Source organism: Kitasatospora sp. NEAU-69, from assembly GCF_057158765.1.
The window spans coordinates 1-14,296 of the sequence record NZ_JBWXUE010000025.1; the positions used below are offsets into that span (position 1 = coordinate 1).

The following is a 14,296-nucleotide window of genomic DNA, read 5'->3' on the forward strand; positions in this document are numbered from 1 at the left end:
ATCTCCAACCCCAGTCATAAGACCGAGGCCGGGGATGTCAACATATCTGGCGTTGACTTTTGGCACGCTGTTGAGTTCTCAAGGAACGGAGACTTCCTTCGAGCTGCTCTCGCAGTCCCTCCGGGCCTTTCGTTCTTTCGTGTTTCAAGCTTATCAGATGTTTCCCGCGCCGTTTCCGGCTTCGAATTTCATTCCGATTTGCTTTCGCCTTTCGGCGCTCCCGAACTCTAGCAGAGTTTCTCGACCCGTTTTCCCCGCTCGAATCGGAATTCGAAACGGAGCCGCGCGGTCGGCGGGGCAACTCGGAGAACATTACGCAGCGGGCGGCCGAGAGTCAAACCGGCCCCGGACAGCTGCGCTGTCCGGGGCCGGCCGACACGGATGAGGCGGGTGTGTCACCGAACCTCGGTGATCTCCGGCCCACGCGCGAACGGGCTCAGCGAGGTGTCGCCGAAGCGCGAGGCCTCGCGCTCGGGCGCCCCGACGCCGCCGTCCGCAACCATCTGGGCGTCCTCGGGCAGCTTCAGCACGATCGGGTCGCGGGGCGCCATCGGCGTCTCGCCACGGACCACCACGGTCTGCCGGAACACCTGCTCCAGCACCTCGGCGGCCTCCGGCTGCACGGCGGCCTGGCCGGAGATGACACCGCGCAGGAACCAGCGCGGACCGTCACAGCCGACGAAGCGGACCAGCTGCACGCCCTGCGTGCCGTCCGGCAGCTGCACCGGAACCTGGGCTCGCAGGTGCCAGCCGAGCGAGCCCTCCTCCTCCTCGACGAGGCCGCCCTGACCGCTGATGCCGCCGGCGATCTCCTCGCGGACCTCGCCCCAGATCCCCTCGGACCGGGGTGCCGCGAAGGCCTGCAACTGGATGGCGCTGTTGCCGAGCACCAGTGTGGCGGCCACGATCGCGTCGCCGGCCACCTCGACCCTCAGCTCCATGCCCTCGACACCGGGGACCAGCAGACCGCCCAGGTCGACCCGGCCATCGTGCGGGCTCTCCAGCTCGGAGAAGTCCCACGGACCGTCCGGGCGCGGGGCCGGCGGCAGACCGACGCGGTCGGCCGGGTCCACCTCCTCCGCGGACTCGTCGCCGGACTCCTCGGCGTCGGTCAGCGTCTCGCTCTCGGCGGAACCTTCGACGTCATCGGCCGTCTCGTCGGCGCTGGTGGCGTCTTCGGCGAGCTGCTCGACAGCGTCCTCGCTCTTGTGGCGACGACGGAACACGGTCACTGTCCTTCCCGGTCCAAGACCGATGCGAATACCTGCTCGGCTACCTGTGTGGGTCAACTGCCGGGCCGAGGCGGCCCGAGCGGCGGCATGCTAAACCGCAGCGTGGCCACCGGTCGACCCGAACCCGCCCTCGGCGCGCGCTGACCCGGGCAGTTCGGCCACCTCGTGGAAGCGGGCCTTTTCGACCTGCTGGATCACCAGCTGAGCGATCCGGTCCCCACGTCGGAAGCTGACCCGCTCGCGCGGGTCCAGGTTGACGACGATCACCTTGATCTCACCACGGTACCCGGCATCGACCGTCCCTGGGGCGTTCACGAGCGCAACTCCGCAACGAGCTGCCAGTCCCGACCGCGGGTGTACGAACGCGGCGTAACCGTCGGGCAACGCGATGGCGACACCGGTCGGCACCACCGCCCGCTCACCGGGCTCCAGCTCGGCGTCGATGGCCGCGAACAGGTCGGCTCCGGCGTCGCCGGGCTGCGCGTAGGCGGGCAGCGGCAGCTCCGGGTCGAGTCGGCGGATCAGGACGTCCAGCTGCGGACGGGCAGTGGTACTCACGGGTTCACCTCGAAGGCTCTGGCGCGCTTGAACAGGTCGGGGTCGTCCAGAGCGGCTTTGATGTCCTCGGGACGACCGTGCGTGGTGAAGTGTTCCAGCTTCACCTGGATGAAGAGCGCCTGCGCCTTGATCGCCACCGGCCCGTCCGGTCCGCCGATCCGGCCCTCGCCGGCGCAGTAGAGCTTGCGGCCGTGCATGCCGGTGGCCCAGGCACTGATGTGCAGCACCGAGTCGACCGGCACCGGGCGCACGAAGTCGGCCTCCAGCCGTCCGGTGACGGAGGCGGTGTGCAGGATCCAGTTGAGCGAGCCGAGCGTCTCGTCCATCGCGGTGACCAGGATCCCGCCGTGGGCCAGCCCGGGACCGCCCTGGTGCAGCGGCTTGACGGTGAACTCGGAGACGACGTCGATGCCCTCGCCGGCTCGGACGTCCATCTGCAGGCCACTGCTCTGCTGCGGTCCGCAGCCGAAACAGTGGTGGTAGTGCGAGCCCAGCAGCATGCCGGGGGCTGGGGCCTCGGGGTGGCGGACGGGCATGACGGCGTCGTCCGGCGGGGTGGTGGGGGAGCTCGGTGCGGTCACGGATCAGACCCTACTCACCAGTAGCCCCGATGCAATGGCCGACTCCTCATGGGGCTGGGACACAATGACCCGCATGTACGACGAACGCCTCACCGCACCCCGCTCCTGGTGGCTGCTGCCGGTCGGCGCCGGCCTCTCGCTCGCGCTGATCCTGCTGAAGTTCGGCGCAGTGCCCGGGCTGATCGGCCTGCTGATCGGGGCGGTGGCCGGGGCGGTCGCGCTGAGCAGCTACGGCTCGGCCCGGATCCGGGTGGTCCAGGGCTCGCTGGTGGCCGGCCAGGCGCGGATCCCGGTCTCGGCACTGGGCGAGTCCCAGCCGCTGGACGCCGCGCAGGCGGTGGCCTGGCGCTCGGTGAAGGCCGACCCGCGCGCCTTCATGCTGCTGCGCAGCTACGTGCGCACCGCGCTCCGGGTGGAGGTCACCGACCCGGCCGACCCGACGCCGTACCTGTACCTCTCCACCCGGAACCCGGAGGAGCTTGCCGCCGCGATCAGCGCGGCGCGCGGCTGACGCGGCGCCGGACCGACGGCGGACAGCACGGAAGGGACGGCCCGCGAATCGCGGGCCGTCCCTTCCGTCTTCGTGTGCGGCCGCGTCAGCGGTCGCGGGTACGGCCTCCGGGCCGGTTGCCCGGCCCGGTCGGGGCGGTGTGCCGGGCCGACGCCCGGCGTGCCGCACCGGGGTCGCTGGCCCGGACCAGGGCCGCCCGAGGCTCAGTCGCAGTCCTTGCAGAAGGCGTTGCCGTCCTTCTCCCTGGCCAGCTGGCTGCGGTGGTGCACCAGGAAGCAGCTCATGCAGGTGAACTCGTCGGCCTGGCGGGGCAGCACCCGGACGGACAGCTCCTCATTGGAGAGGTCCGCGCCGGGGAGCTCGAGGCCCTCCGCCGCGTCGAACTCGTCGACGTCGACCGTGCTGGTCGACTTCTCGTTCCGGCGCGCCTTCAGTTCCTCGATGCTGTCCTCGTTGAGGTCGTCATCGGTCTTGCGCGGGGTGTCGTAGTCCGTTGCCATGTTTCGCTCTCCCCCTCTGGGTGTGTGCGGTATCTCCAGCGCACCTAACGCATGAGGGGCCGGTCTTGTGCCCGACCCGAGGCCGAGATTGTGCCTTACTTCAAGCCCTGTTACTCAATCGACACTCACCGGCGGTCCCGAGCGGGTGATCGGGGGTGCCTTCGAGGGCCTCGCAGACAGTGGCCACCAGGGGGCGGCCGACCGTCCTCATCGAATACGGATGGTGATGGTACGCCCTGTCAGGCCACTGCGCCAGGGCACCCCCGCCCAGGTCGGGGCGGTTTTTCGGAGTGAGCGGAACGGAATGATCCCCACCGGTTCCGGCTACGCTGAGCAATGATCGAGAACTGACAGGCCATCACTCTGCGAGATCATCCGAACGGGTGCCGAGTCCGACTGTGACCTTGGTCACCTTGCGGTATTTATCGGACGAAAAGGTCGGAACCATCCCACTCGAACGGACGTGAGAACGCCCTCGACCTGGCCCCGGTGCAGCCTCAGCCGGCCTTCTTCGCCGCGTTCGCCGCCCGCCGGGCGAGCAGCGCGGCCTGCCGCTCGTCGAACTTGGTCGCCTGGGCGTCCAGACCGTCCAGGAAGAACCCGAGCTCCTCCTGGGCCTGCCGGCCGGCCGGACCGAGACCGGTCACCTCCATCACCTTGAGCTTGCGCAGCACCGGCTGCAGCACGTCGTCGTGGTGGATCCGCAGGTTGTAGATGCCGCCGATGGCGATCTGCGCGGCCGCGCGCTCGAAGCCCGGCATCCCGTGGCCGGGCATCCGGAAGTCGGTCACCACGTCACGAATGGCCTGCATGGCCAGATCGGGGGCGAGCTCCAGTGCGGCCTTCAGCAGGTTCCGGTAGAAGACCATGTGCAGGTTCTCGTCGTTGGCGATCTTGGCCAGCAGCTGCTCGCAGAGCGGGTCGCCGGCGAAGTGGCCGGTATTGCGGTGCGAGATCCGGGTGGCGAGCTCCTGGAAGGCGACGTAGGCCACCGAGTGCAACATGCTGTGCGCGTTGTCGGACTCGAAGCCGGCCTCCATGTGCTCCATCCGGGCCCGCTCCAGCGCCACCGGATCGACCGCACGGGTCGCCAGCAGGTAGTCCCGGATGGCTATGCCGTGCCGGCCCTCCTCGGCCGTCCAGCGGTGCACCCAGGTCCCCCAGGCGCCTTCACGGCCGAACATGGTGGCGATCTCGTGGTGGTAGCTCGGGAGGTTGTCCTCGGTCAGCAGGTTGACCACCAGCGAGACCCGGCCGAGCGGGGTGACCTGGGACTGCTCGACGTGCCACGCCTCGCCGCCGAGCACGCCGTCGAAGTCCCGCCCCCGGCTCCACGGGACGTACTCGTGCGGCATCCATTCCTTGGCGACTGCCAGGTGCCGGTTCAGCTCGCCCTCGACGACCTCTTCCAGGGCGAGGATCAGCCGGGCGTCGGTCCATGCGGTCGAGCCGGTGCGCTGGGCGGGTGCGATGGTCACGGCGGATGCTCCTGAGAGAAGGGCCACTTACGAGTACGTAGGTTACGCCTACGGATGCGTAGGTTACGACACCGTAAGTTGTTCGCACCGGAAATGACAAGCACCCTGGCCAGCCACTTCGTGCAGGTGTTCGTGCAGGTGAAGGGCTGACACAGGGTGCGTGTCGGGTGCGTGCGGGGCGCTGGGCGCCGGTTGGACGGTCGGGGCCGGTGGGGAGGTCGGGCTGCTGCCGGGGCGGCTGCGGCCCGGCACCGGGTTTCAGGCGCCGGGGATCCGGACCCGCATGGTCAGGCCGCCGCCGGGGCGGGGCATCGCCTCGATCGACCCACCGTGCGCGCGGACCACCGAGCGGACGATCGACAGACCGAGACCGACGCCCTTGTCGCTGCGGGTCCGCTCGGCTCCCTTGACCCGGCGGAACGGCTCGAAGATGTGCTCCAGCTCGTAACCGGGCACCACCGGGCCGGTGTTGCTGACCACCAGCTCGCCGATCCCGCCGGGGCCGGGCGCGCTGGTGATCTCCACCCAGCCGCCAGCCAGGTTGTACCGGACGGCGTTCTGCAGCAGGTTGAGCGCGATCCGCTCCAGCAGCACGCCGTTGCCCGAGACGTTGACCGGGTGCAGCTCGGAGCGGACCTCGACCTCGCGGTCACCGGCCTCCGACCGGGTCTGCTCGATCGCCCGGACCGCCACCTCGGACAGGTCGACCGGTCGCCGGTCGATCAGTTCGTTGTCGCTGCGGGCGAGCAGCAGCAGCCCCTCGACCAGCTGCTCACTGCGCTCGTTCGTGGCCAGCAGGGTCTTGCCGAGCTGCTGCAGGTCGGCCGAGGTGGCCGGGTCGGAGAGCTGCACCTCCAGCAGCGTGCGGTTGATCGCCAGCGGGGTGCGCAGCTCATGCGAGGCGTTGGCGACGAAGCGCCGCTGCGAGTCGAACGAGCGGTCCAGCCGGTCGAGCATCTCGTCGAAGGTGTCGGCGAGCTCCTTGAGCTCGTCGTCGGGGCCGTCCAGCTCGATCCTGCGGTGCAGGTCGGAGGTGGCGACCTCGCGTGCGGTGCGGGTGATCCGGCCCAGCGGCCGCAGCACCCGGCCGGCCATCGCGTAGCCGGCGGCGAAGGCGATCACCGAGAGCACGACCAGGACGGTGAGGGTCCTGCGCAGCAGCGCGTCGAGCTCGGCGTGCGCCCGGGCGGCCTGCAGGTTCTGCATGTAGGTGTTGAACTGGTCGCCGCTGATCTGCACGTTGCCGAGGGTGAACCTGATCGACGGATCGACGTTCAACGGCGGCAGCAGCTGATCGTTGAAGGTCTGCCGGACCACCCAGTAGGTCAGCAGCACCAGGACCACGCCGGCCATCAGGAACACGCCGCCGTAGAGCAGCGTGAGCCGGATCCGGATGGTCGGCCGGAAGGGCAGCCAGGCCAGTCCGTCACCGGGCCGGTAGCCGGACACGGACAGCGGCTCGGCGGGGCGCGGCGGTTGATCGGGGCGTGGCGGGTGGTCCGGGCGCGGCGGCACCGTTCGGGAACTGCCGGGGGACCCGCCGAGCGTGGGCGGGTTGGTCATGAGGTCGTCCCTTGGGATGGAAGAGGACTGTGCGAGGAAGTGTGACTGGTGCTCAGATCCGGTAGCCGGAGCCGGGCACGGTGACGATCACGGGCGGATCGCCGAGCTTGCGGCGCAGCGTCATCACGGTGACCCGCACCACGTTGGTGAACGGGTCGGTGTGCTCGTCCCAGGCCTTCTCCAGCAGCTGTTCGGCCGAGACCACGGCGCCGCCGGCCCGCATCAGGACCTCCAGGACGGCGAACTCCTTGGGTGCCAGCTGGATGGACCGGCCCTCGCGGAGCACCTCGCGGCGGCCCGGGTCGAGGGTGATGCCGGCCCGGTCCAGCACCGGCGGCAGCGGTACGGTGGCGCGCCGTCCGAGTGCGCGCACCCGGGCGACGAGTTCGCTGAAGGCGAACGGCTTCGGCAGGTAGTCGTCCGCGCCGATCTCCAGGCCCTCCACCCGGTCGCTGATGTCGCCGGAGGCGGTCAGCATGATCACCCGGGTGGCCAGGCCCTGTTCGACGATGCTGCGGCACACGTCGTCGCCGTGCACCAGCGGCAGGTCCCGGTCGAGCACCACGACGTCGTAGTCGTTGACCGCGATCCGCTGCAGCGCGGCCTCGCCGTCGTACACCACGTCGACCGCCATGGCCTCCCGGCGCAGGCCGGTGGCCACGGCTTCGGCGAGCAGCTGCTCGTCCTCGACGACAAGAACCCGCACAGCGGTTGTCCCTTCTCTGGGGCGCGCGCCGCGGGATCCCAGGGTCCCGCGCGCGGGCCTGCGACTCCGACGGTGCCTCCATCCTGCCTCGAAGCCGGGTAAAGCAACGGTAAGCCGACCCCGCAGGGGCCCCTGACCGGCGGCCGACCGAACGCACTGGCGGCGGGTGAATGTGACGAGGGCAACTTTCTCCGCCACCGGAGGTTTCCCCGCCCTGCCACGGGGGAGGACGAATGCACACCCGCGATCACGCCGTCAGGCCATCGCACCCACCCGCCGCGTGTTCATCCGCACCGGCTGGGAGATCGCGGTCCACGGAGCGGCCCTCTGAGGTCGCAGCCGCGCCGACACCGGAGCCAGCCGACCGGTCAGGCGCAGCCGCTGGGCCACCGCATCCTCCCGTCCGGGGAACGCCCGACCGCGCACGTCCGACACCGCAAGGGGGTCTGCCGCATGGACGCCTTCACCGCCGGAATCCTGCAGCGCATACAGAACGCAGAGCAGGACCTGCACCGCGCCCTGGAATCCGGGGACGATTTCCTGGCCGAAGTGGAACAGTCCGAACTGGACGACCTGCGCCGCATCGCCGCCGACCACGGCGTCGACCCGGTGCACGCTCTGCCCCGCAGCGCCTGACCCGGCGCTCCACCCGGGCCGGTCGACCGGCCCCCAAGACCTCCCGAGCCCCCGTCGCGACCAGCGCCGGGGGCTCGGTGCTTCAGCCCACCGTGTGAGACCCAGGGCCTGTCCGGACAGGGCCTAGGCCGTGTCTCATAATTCCCGCCGGGCGCGCGACGCCGGGCATCCCGCCTGGACGCACCGGCGAAACGCCCAAGTACGACCCAGTACGAGGACGCTTCGCCGGCACGCCCAGCCGGGCGCCCAACGCCGCGCGCTGATCCGACGCGAATTATGAGACACGGCCTAGTCGTGCCAGGCGCCCAGCTCGTCCAGCCGGCTCTGGAGCTGCTCGAAGAGGCCGGGCGGGGCGGCCACCGTCAGCTCGCGCGAGGCCGGCGCGCCGACCCGGCCGCCGGTCAGCATGCCCGCCTCGCGCGCGATCAGCGCGCCGGCCGCCAGGTCCCAGGGGGCCAGCCCGCGCTCGTAGTAGCCGTCCAGCCGGCCGACCGCCACGTCGCAGAGGTCCAGCGCCGCCGCACCGCCGCGCCGGATGTCACGCAGTTCGGGCATCAGCCGGTGCAGCACCTCGGCCTGGTGCACCCGGGCCGACTGCACGTAGTTGAAGCCGGTGGCCACCAGGGCCTGGCCCCACGGCGCGGCCGGGCGGCCGCCGAGCGCCCGGCCGTCCAGCCGGGCACCGCGGCCGAGCACGGCCTGGAACAGCTCACCGCGGGCCGGCGCCGCGACCACGCCGACCACCACCTCGCCGTCCAGCTCGGCCGCCACGCTGACGGCCCAGTTGGGCAGCCCGTAGAGGTAGTTCACGGTGCCGTCGAGCGGATCGACGACCCAGCGCACACCGCTGGAGCTCGGGCGCTCGGTGCCCTCCTCCCCCAGGTAGCCGTCCTGCGGCCGGCGGCCGGTGATCAGCTCGACGATCAGCTTCTCGGAGGCCAGGTCCATCTCGGTCACCACGTCCACCGGGCTGCTCTTGGTGGCGGCGACGCCGAGGTCCGCCGGCCGGCCGTCGCGCAGCAGCGCACCCGCCTGCCGGGCGGCCTCCAGCGCGAGGTCGAGCAGCTCGTCGAGCAGGGTCTGATCAGGCACAACGACATCCTTCGGAGTCCGGCCGGCAGCTCTTGTCGCAGCGCTGCCGGCAACTTTCATGAGTGGGTCGGCCGTTGCGGGTGAGGCGCGGCCGGTCAGCCCTGCGCGGCGGCGGGTCGCGGGGCGCGCGGGTTCGGGCAGCAGGTCGCGGCGCACAGGTCGTGGCTCGGGCCGAGGGCGCCCAGCGCGCAGCGGGTGACCGCGGCGCCGCGCTCGGTGGCCGCGCGCTCCAGCAGCAGCTCGCGCACGGCGGCGGTGAAGCGCGGGTCGGCACCGACGGTGGCGGCGCGGGCCACCGGCAGGCCCAGCTCGGCGGCCTTCGCGACGGCCTCGGTGTCGAGGTCGTACTTGACCTCCATGTGGTCCGAGACGAAGCCGATCGGGACCATCACCGCGGCCGGTGCGCCGGCGTCCCGCAGCTGGGCCAGGTGGTCGCAGATGTCGGGCTCCAGCCACGGGATGTGCGGGGCCCCGCTGCGGCTCTGGTACACCAGCTCCCACGGGCGGTCGGCGACCCCGGTCGCCGCTGCCACGGCGGCGGCGATCAGCGCGGCCACCTCCAGGTGCTGTGCCACGTACGCGCCGCCGGGAGTGTCGCGGGCCGGGTCGTCGGGCGCGCCCGAGCTCGCCGCCATCGCGGTGGGGATCGAGTGGGTGGTGAAGGCCAGCCGCGCACCGGCCCGGGTCTCGGCCGGCAGCTCGGCGAGCGCGGCCAGCGTGGCCTCGATCATCGGCTCGACGAAGCCCGGGTGGTTGTAGAAGTGGCGCAGCTTGTCGACCGTGAGCTCGGGGCCGCCCTCTGCGGCCAGTGTGGCGAGTGCGTCGGCGAGGTTCTCCCGGTACTGGCGGCAGCCCGAGTAGCCGGCGTACGCGCTGGTGGCGAGCACGGCGATCCGGCGGTGGCCGTCCGCGGCCAGCTCGCGCAGCGTGTCCACCAGGTAGGGGGCCCAGTTCCGGTTGCCCCAGTAGACCGGCAGGTCCAGGCCGTGCTCGGCGAAGTCCTTGCGCAGCGCGGCGAGCAGCTCGCGGTTCTGCGCGTTGATCGGGCTGACGCCGCCGAACAGGAAGTAGTGCTTGCCGACCTCGGCCAGCCGTTCCTTCGGGATGCCACGGCCACGGGTGACGTTCTCCAGGAACGGCACCACGTCCTCGGGTGCCTCCGGGCCACCGAAGGAGAGCAGCAGCAGGGCGTCGTACGGGGCGGGGTCGAGGTGCGTGTGCGCGTCGGGCATGCATCGATCCTGCCACTGCGCCACGGGCCCGGACCGGCGGGGCCGCGCGGGCCGACCGGATCTCCGGTCACCGGTATCTCGGTTGCCAGGCTTCGTAAGCTGTATGAGGGAACGATGTTCCTTACCTACCGTGTGCTCATGCGTGCCCTCATGCGTGCACCAGCGGCACACCGCATTCACCGCAGCCATCGGAGCCGTCTTGCTGTCCAGCTACCGCCAGATCTTCACCGCGCCGGGCAGCCTGGCCTTCTCCGTCACCGGCTTCATCTCCCGTCTGCCGATCTCGATGACCGGGATCGGCATCGTCACGATGCTCTCCCAGTTGCGCGGCTCCTACGGTGTGGCCGGTGCGGTGTCGGCCACCATGGCGCTCTCGGCCGCCGCGCTCGGCCCGCAGATAGCCCGGCTGGTGGACCGGCACGGCCAGCGCCGGGTGGCGCTGCCCGCCACCGCGCTGATGACGCTGGCCACCGTCGCGCTACTGCTCTGCGCGCGGTTCGGCGCACCGGACTGGGCGCTCTTCGTCTGCGCGGTCGGCATGGGCCTGCTGCCGAGCACCGGCGCGCTGGTCCGTGCTCGCTGGGCGCACCTCTACCGGGACGATCCGGCGAAGTTGCACACCGCGTACTCGCTGGAGTCGGTGGTCGACGAGATGATCTTCATCGTCGGGCCGATCCTGTCGATCGGGCTGGCCACCTCGCTCTTCCCGGAGGCCGGCGTGATGATGGCCGGGCTGCTGTTGGCCGTCGGCGTGGTGCTCTTCACCGCCCAGCGGCGCACCGAACCGCCGGTGCACCCGGCGGCCCACCACGCGGGCGGCTCGGCGATCAGTTCGACCGGGCTGCGGGTGCTGGTGCTGACCTTCGTCGCGACCGGTGCGATCTTCGGCTCGGTCGAGGTGGTCACGGTGGCCTTCGCCCAGGAGCAGGGGCACACCTCGGCGTCCAGCCTGGTGCTGGCCGTCTACGCGCTCGGCTCGGGGCTGGCCGGCATGGTCTTCGGCGCGCTGCGGCCGCGCGGCACGCTCGCGCGGCGGTTCCAGTCCGGTGTAGGTGTGATGGCGGTCAGCCTGGTGCCGCTGGTGCTGGTCGCCATGTTCTGCACCGGGGTCGCGGGCCTGTTCGCGCTGGCCGGGGCGCTCTTCATAGCCGGGCTCTCGATCGCGCCGACCATGATCACCACGATGGCGCTGGTCGAACGGCTGGTGCCGGCCGCCCAGCTGACCGAGGGCATGACCTGGACCGGCACCGGGCTGGCGCTCGGCCTGGCGGCCGGCTCCTCGGTGGCCGGCCTGGTGGTCGACTCCTCGGGTGCGGCCGCCGGCTACTGGGTGCCGTTCACCGCGGCCGTGTTCGGCGCGGTCACCGCGCTGGCGGGCGGGCGCTGGCTGCGGACCCGGGACGCCGAGCCGGCCGGCGAAGCCGTACCGGCCGGGCACTGAGCGCTGAGCAGTACTGAGTCGGGCGCTGAGCGCTGAGCAGTGCTGAGTCGGGCGCTGAGCAGGAGCGGGCCGGGGCCGGGTCGGTTCGAGGCGTAGACCAGTCGGGCGCGCGTGGCTAGGCTCCGTTCCCACTACCGACCGGTAACGCGCTCAGCCCGTCGCAGGAGGTCTACGCATGCCCGCCACCGTCACCGCCGGCCGCTGGAGCAACTGGGCGGGCAACCAGAGCGCCGACCCCGCCGAGGTGACCGTCCCCGGCTCCACCGAGGAGCTGGCCGCGGTGGTCCGGCGGGCCGCCGAGCAGGGCCGCGCGGTGAAGGCGGTCGGCTCCGGGCACTCCTTCACCGCGATAGCCGCGCCCACCGACGCCGTCCTGGTCCGCCCGGACGCGCTGACCGCGGTGCGGGAGCTGAACCGCGAGGCCGGGACCGTCACGGTCGAGTCCGGCCTGCCGCTCGCCAGGCTCAACCGGCTGCTCGCCGCGGCCGGCCGGTCGCTGACCAACATGGGCGACATCGAGGTGCAGACGGTGGCCGGCGCGACCAGCACCGGCACCCACGGCACCGGCCGGGACTCCGCCTCGCTGGCCGCGCAGATCCGCGCGCTGGAGATCGTGCTGGCCGACGGCACCGTCCGGCACTGCTCGCCGACCGAGGAGCCCGAGCTGTTCCAGGGCGCCCGGCTCGGCCTGGGTGCGCTCGGCGTGATCAGCGCGATCACCCTCGCGATCGAGCCGGCGTTCCTGCTGACCGCGCACGAGATGCCGATGCCGTTCGACCGGGTGATCCAGGACTTCGAACAGCTGACGGCGGTCAACGAGCACTTCGAGTTCTACTGGTTCCCGCACACCGACCGCTGCAGCACCAAGCGCAACAACCGCAGCCAGGGGCCGGCCGCGCCGCTGCCCGCCGTCAAGGCCTGGCTGGACGACGACTTCCTCTCCAACACGGTCTGGGAGGCGGCCTGCCGGGTCGGCCGGGCCGTGCCGAAGAGCATCCCGACCATCGCGGCGGTGGCCAGCCGGGCCTGGTCGGAGCGGACCTACACGGACGTCGCCTACAAGGTCTTCACCAGTCCCCGCAAGGTGCGATTCACCGAAATGGAGTACGCCGTGCCACGCGCGGCGGCCGTCACCGTGCTGCGCGAGCTGAAGGCGCTGGTCGAGCGGAACGACTGGCAGATCAGCTTCCCGGTGGAGGTGCGCACGGCGCCCGCCGACGACCTGTGGCTCTCCACCGCGAGCGGGCGCGACAGCGTCTACATCGCCGTCCACCTGTACCGCGGCACCGCCGACCAGGGCTACTTCACCGCGGTGGAGCAGCTGATGACGGCACATCAGGGCCGCCCGCACTGGGGCAAGCTGCACACCAGGGACGCCGAGTACCTGGCCGGCGTCTACCCGCACTTCGGCGACTTCACCGCGCTGCGCGACCGGGTCGACCCCGAGCGCCGGTTCGCCAACGACTACCTGCGCCGGGTGCTCGGCAAGTAACGGCACCGGCCGGGACGAGGCCGGGCGGGGCTCAGGACGCCGCGGCGCCGGGCGTGGCCCCGGCGGCCGGGGGTGCCTGCCGGGTTCCCTGACCGGCGCCGGTCGGCGCGCCGGACGCGGCGCCGCCCGCGGTGCCCGGCGCCGGCGTGCCCCGGTCGGGCGTCGCAGCCGGGCTCGTGCCGGCCGGTGTGCTCGGCGTCGCGGACCCGGTCGGCGGCGGCGTCGTGCTCGGCGACACCGACGGAGTGCCGCTCGGCGAGGTGCTCGGCGTGCCGCTCGGCGAGGTGCTCCGGGTGGTCGAGGGGGTCGCGCCGCCCGAGGGCGTCGCGTCCGGTGCGCCGGAGCCGCGGGGCGCGCTCGGCGCTCCCGACGAGCCCGGGATCCCCGACGGCGAGGCCGCCGCGCCGCCACCGGGGACGACGGGCTCCGGCCGCGGCTTCTGCCCGCGCGGAAGGATCGAGGTGCCGCCGCCGTCCTCGCCGGTGGTGATGGAGTGCAGGTTCTTGCCCGCGGCGAGCTCGACGACCACGATCGGCGTCATCGCCAGCGCGAAGACCAGCGCGGAGACCGCGGCGTAGCCCTTCCAGCCCCAGCGGCGGCCGGCGCGCTGCACCGTCGCCTCGTTCCAGGCCCCGTCATTCCAGGACGCGTCGTTCCAGGACCCGTCCGCGACGGGCTGCGCGTCCGGCCCGGTCGGCGCGTCGGGCAGCCAGGCGGCCGGCAGCGGGGCTGTCTCGGTGAGCGGCACCTGCTGGAGCCCGTTCACCGTCCTGGCAGGGCCGCGATCCGTCACCTCGCGCAGTTGCTCACCGGTGCGGCGGAACAGGTGCTGGAAGACCGCGCCACCGGTGGTGGCGCCGATGCTGACCACCGCCGCACCGATGATCGTCCCGTACACACCGAGCTCGGAGGCCAGCACGGCGCCGACCACGGCCGCCAGCGCACTCGCCGCGACCTGGGCCACACTGAGTTCGATCCGCCGACCGCCGGAGGAGTTCTCACCGGTATTCCCCCCACCCGGCGAGCGTTCCTGCTCCCCGGCAGCAGTGCGCTCCTTCTGCTCCCCCTTCTGCTCCGGCATCAGTGCCCCTCGGTCCACAGTCCTGATCCACACATCGTCAAGTTCGTCCATCAATCAGATAAGCCCGCCCATTGTGCACAAAGAAGGACACAAGGGTCGAAAATCCGGTTCCTTGCGGTCGATATATGTGAAGATGATCACCGTCAACTGATCGGCGACCCCCCATCGGAGTCCTCACTCTTGAGATTCCCGT

At 71.7% G+C, this 14,296-nt stretch carries 15 protein-coding genes; 5 read left to right on the forward strand and 10 right to left on the reverse strand.

From position 1 onward, the window contains the following. On the forward strand, positions 1-231 hold a 231-nt coding region (locus AC060L_RS26285), incomplete at its 5' end, for a hypothetical protein (protein WP_483801394.1). A gap of 164 nt (positions 232-395) precedes the next feature. Here the strand turns inward: AC060L_RS26285 and AC060L_RS26290 are convergent. The 3 genes from AC060L_RS26290 to AC060L_RS26300 all read right to left on the reverse strand — a co-directional run bounded on the left by AC060L_RS26290 (position 396) and on the right by AC060L_RS26300 (position 2,326). Beyond that, the gene (locus AC060L_RS26290; protein ID WP_483801395.1) at positions 396-1,226 is read right to left on the reverse strand and encodes a DUF3710 domain-containing protein; all 831 of its coding nucleotides are present in this window, start codon (positions 1,224-1,226) and stop codon (positions 396-398) included. Between the two features lie 96 nt (positions 1,227-1,322). Next, entirely contained in the window at positions 1,323-1,790 is a 468-nt protein-coding gene (dut, locus tag AC060L_RS26295; protein WP_483801396.1) for a dUTP diphosphatase, read from the reverse strand. Further along, a complete protein-coding gene (locus AC060L_RS26300) occupies positions 1,787-2,326 on the reverse strand; it encodes a PaaI family thioesterase (RefSeq protein WP_483801485.1) in 540 nt (179 codons plus the stop codon). Before AC060L_RS26300 ends, dut begins: the two co-directional genes overlap by 4 nt. Positions 2,327-2,435: 109 nt before the next feature. Between AC060L_RS26300 and AC060L_RS26305 the strand changes: the two genes are divergently transcribed. Continuing rightward, entirely contained in the window at positions 2,436-2,882 is a 447-nt protein-coding gene (locus AC060L_RS26305) for a DUF3093 domain-containing protein (protein WP_483801397.1), read from the forward strand. A 203-nt stretch (positions 2,883-3,085) separates the two neighbouring features. Here AC060L_RS26305 and AC060L_RS26310 read toward each other — a convergent pair whose 3' ends face one another. From AC060L_RS26310 to AC060L_RS26325, 4 genes are all read right to left on the reverse strand, one after another. Continuing rightward, a complete protein-coding gene (locus tag AC060L_RS26310) occupies positions 3,086-3,382 on the reverse strand; it encodes a DUF4193 domain-containing protein (RefSeq protein ID WP_483801398.1) in 297 nt (98 codons plus the stop codon). Between the two features lie 497 nt (positions 3,383-3,879). Beyond that, on the reverse strand, positions 3,880-4,860 hold the full coding sequence (locus AC060L_RS26315) for an acyl-ACP desaturase (protein ID WP_483801399.1): 981 nt from the start codon (positions 4,858-4,860) through the stop codon (positions 3,880-3,882). 258 nt (positions 4,861-5,118) lie between these two features. Beyond that, positions 5,119-6,423, reverse strand: coding sequence for a sensor histidine kinase (locus AC060L_RS26320; RefSeq protein WP_483801400.1), 1,305 nt, complete (start codon positions 6,421-6,423; stop codon positions 5,119-5,121). A 52-nt stretch (positions 6,424-6,475) separates the two neighbouring features. After that, on the reverse strand, positions 6,476-7,129 hold the full coding sequence (locus AC060L_RS26325; RefSeq protein ID WP_483801401.1) for a response regulator transcription factor: 654 nt from the start codon (positions 7,127-7,129) through the stop codon (positions 6,476-6,478). 453 nt (positions 7,130-7,582) lie between these two features. Between AC060L_RS26325 and AC060L_RS26330 the strand changes: the two genes are divergently transcribed. Then, a complete protein-coding gene (locus tag AC060L_RS26330; protein WP_483801402.1) occupies positions 7,583-7,765 on the forward strand; it encodes a hypothetical protein in 183 nt (60 codons plus the stop codon). 288 nt (positions 7,766-8,053) lie between these two features. On the opposite strand, the gene AC060L_RS26335 is transcribed toward AC060L_RS26330, so the two are convergent. Together AC060L_RS26335 and AC060L_RS26340 are read right to left on the reverse strand one after the other, a co-directional pair. Next, on the reverse strand, positions 8,054-8,857 hold the full coding sequence (locus AC060L_RS26335; RefSeq protein WP_483801403.1) for an inositol monophosphatase family protein: 804 nt from the start codon (positions 8,855-8,857) through the stop codon (positions 8,054-8,056). Between the two features lie 95 nt (positions 8,858-8,952). Next, entirely contained in the window at positions 8,953-10,089 is a 1,137-nt protein-coding gene (locus AC060L_RS26340; RefSeq protein ID WP_483801404.1) for a ferrochelatase, read from the reverse strand. Between the two features lie 199 nt (positions 10,090-10,288). Between AC060L_RS26340 and AC060L_RS26345 the strand changes: the two genes are divergently transcribed. Then, positions 10,289-11,530 carry an MFS transporter gene (locus tag AC060L_RS26345; RefSeq protein ID WP_483801405.1) on the forward strand — a complete coding sequence of 414 codons (1,242 nt, stop codon included), beginning with the start codon at positions 10,289-10,291 and terminating at the stop codon, positions 11,528-11,530. Between the two features lie 175 nt (positions 11,531-11,705). Further along, positions 11,706-13,022, forward strand: coding sequence for a D-arabinono-1,4-lactone oxidase (locus tag AC060L_RS26350; RefSeq protein WP_483801406.1), 1,317 nt, complete (start codon positions 11,706-11,708; stop codon positions 13,020-13,022). Positions 13,023-13,053: 31 nt separating this feature from the next. Here the strand turns inward: AC060L_RS26350 and AC060L_RS26355 are convergent, their stop codons facing one another. Then, positions 13,054-14,103, reverse strand: a complete 1,050-nt coding sequence (locus AC060L_RS26355; protein ID WP_483801407.1) for a hypothetical protein — start codon at positions 14,101-14,103, stop codon at positions 13,054-13,056. Positions 14,104-14,296 lie beyond the last annotated feature (193 nt).

Bases quoted from the DNA above. Each gene is read 5' to 3' on its own strand.
- AC060L_RS26300 (WP_483801485.1), bottom strand. From the start codon at position 2,326: ATGCCCGTCCGCCACCCCGAGGCCCCAGCCCCCGGCATGCTGCTGGGC.
- AC060L_RS26305 (WP_483801397.1), top strand. From the start codon at position 2,436: ATGACCCGCATGTACGACGAACGCCTCACCGCACCCCGCTCCTGGTGG.
- AC060L_RS26310 (WP_483801398.1), bottom strand. From the start codon at position 3,382: ATGGCAACGGACTACGACACCCCGCGCAAGACCGATGACGACCTCAAC.
- AC060L_RS26320 (WP_483801400.1), bottom strand. From the start codon at position 6,423: ATGACCAACCCGCCCACGCTCGGCGGGTCCCCCGGCAGTTCCCGAACG.
- AC060L_RS26330 (WP_483801402.1), top strand. From the start codon at position 7,583: ATGGACGCCTTCACCGCCGGAATCCTGCAGCGCATACAGAACGCAGAG.
- AC060L_RS26340 (WP_483801404.1), bottom strand. From the start codon at position 10,089: ATGCCCGACGCGCACACGCACCTCGACCCCGCCCCGTACGACGCCCTG.
- AC060L_RS26350 (WP_483801406.1), top strand. From the start codon at position 11,706: ATGCCCGCCACCGTCACCGCCGGCCGCTGGAGCAACTGGGCGGGCAAC.
- AC060L_RS26355 (WP_483801407.1), bottom strand. From the start codon at position 14,103: ATGCCGGAGCAGAAGGGGGAGCAGAAGGAGCGCACTGCTGCCGGGGAG.